This window comes from Parabacteroides sp. AF17-28, assembly GCF_003479205.1.
In the GTDB taxonomy this organism is placed as follows: domain Bacteria; phylum Bacteroidota; class Bacteroidia; order Bacteroidales; family Tannerellaceae; genus Parabacteroides; species Parabacteroides acidifaciens.
Window position 1 is genome coordinate 1 of record NZ_QUGV01000051.1, and the last position, 1,913, is coordinate 1,913.

General features: G+C 48.8%; 2 tRNA genes and 1 rRNA gene. All 3 read left to right on the forward strand.

Annotated features, from left to right (window positions below):
- Nucleotides 1–1,435 (forward strand): 16S ribosomal RNA (locus tag DWW90_RS20180); the annotation flags it as partial.
- A gap of 157 nt (nt 1,436–1,592) precedes the next feature.
- A tRNA-Ile gene (locus DWW90_RS20185) sits at nt 1,593–1,666 on the forward strand.
- Between the two features lie 95 nt (nt 1,667–1,761).
- Nucleotides 1,762–1,835 (forward strand) — tRNA-Ala (locus DWW90_RS20190).
- The last annotated feature ends 78 nt before the right edge of the window (nt 1,836–1,913 follow it).

The following is a 1,913-nucleotide window of genomic DNA, read 5'->3' on the forward strand; positions in this document are numbered from 1 at the left end:
GGCGACCGGCGCACGGGTGAGTAACGCGTATGCAACCTACCTATCAGAGGAGGATAGCCCGGCGAAAGTCGGATTAATACTCCATAAAACAGGGGTTCCACATGGAAATATTTGTTAAAGAAGCAATTTGCTGATAGATGGGCATGCGTTCCATTAGGCAGTTGGCGGGGTAACGGCCCACCAAACCGACGATGGATAGGGGTTCTGAGAGGAAGGTCCCCCACATTGGTACTGAGACACGGACCAAACTCCTACGGGAGGCAGCAGTGAGGAATATTGGTCAATGGCCGAAGGGCTGAACCAGCCAAGTCGCGTGAAGGATGAAGGATCTATGGTTTGTAAACTTCTTTTATCCGGGAATAAAGTGCACCACGTGTGGTGTTTTGTATGTACCGGATGAATAAGCATCGGCTAACTCCGTGCCAGCAGCCGCGGTAATACGGAGGATGCGAGCGTTATCCGGATTTATTGGGTTTAAAGGGTGCGTAGGTGGTAAATTAAGTCAGCGGTGAAAGTTTGTGGCTCAACCATAAAATTGCCGTTGAAACTGTTTTACTTGAGTGTGTTTGAGGTAGGCGGAATGCGTGGTGTAGCGGTGAAATGCATAGATATCACGCAGAACTCCAATTGCGAAGGCAGCTTACTAAACCATAACTGACACTGAAGCACGAAAGCGTGGGGATCAAACAGGATTAGATACCCTGGTAGTCCACGCAGTAAACGATGATTACTAGGAGTTTGCGATAGACAGTAAGCTCTACAGCGAAAGCGTTAAGTAATCCACCTGGGGAGTACGCCGGCAACGGTGAAACTCAAAGGAATTGACGGGGGCCCGCACAAGCGGAGGAACATGTGGTTTAATTCGATGATACGCGAGGAACCTTACCCGGGTTTGAACGTAGGGAGACGATAGTGGAAACATTATTTTCAGCAATGACTGCCTACGAGGTGCTGCATGGTTGTCGTCAGCTCGTGCCGTGAGGTGTCGGCTTAAGTGCCATAACGAGCGCAACCCTTATCACTAGTTACTAACAGGTAGAGCTGAGGACTCTGGTGAGACTGCCAGCGTAAGCTGTGAGGAAGGTGGGGATGACGTCAAATCAGCACGGCCCTTACATCCGGGGCGACACACGTGTTACAATGGCATGGACAAAGGGCAGCTACCAGGCGACTGGATGCTAATCTCCAAACCATGTCTCAGTTCGGATCGGAGTCTGCAACTCGACTCCGTGAAGCTGGATTCGCTAGTAATCGCGCATCAGCCATGGCGCGGTGAATACGTTCCCGGGCCTTGTACACACCGCCCGTCAAGCCATGGGAGCCGGGGGTACCTGAAGTCCGTAACCGCAAGGATCGGCCTAGGGTAAAACTGGTGACTGGGGCTAAGTCGTAACAAGGTAGCCGTACCGGAAGGTGCGGCTGGAACACCTCCTTTCTGGAGCCGGAATCTGGTTAGTAGGAACGACGGTATGTTGTTCTCGTGTACTACGGTTGAATATGTATTCATATATGATCTTAAAACTGGACAACCAGTAAAGAGAAAGATGAAGCTGAGATGAAAAACTCTCAGGCAACAAGAAAGAAAAGTTGACAGTCCTATAGCTCAGTTGGTTAGAGCGCTACACTGATAATGTAGAGGTCGGCAGTTCAACTCTGCCTGGGACTACAAAAATAATTTCTCAATGAGACAATATGCCAATATGCCAATGGCTAGAATGAAATTGGCATATTATCAAATTGGCAGATTGGCACATTATTAACGGGGGATTAGCTCAGCTGGCTAGAGCATCTGCCTTGCACGCAGAGGGTCAACGGTTCGAATCCGTTATTCTCCACCCAAAAACATCAGCAATGGTGTAAAAAAGATCTTTGACGTATTGGACAACTTCAAATAAAGTTAAGTAACGAATAAA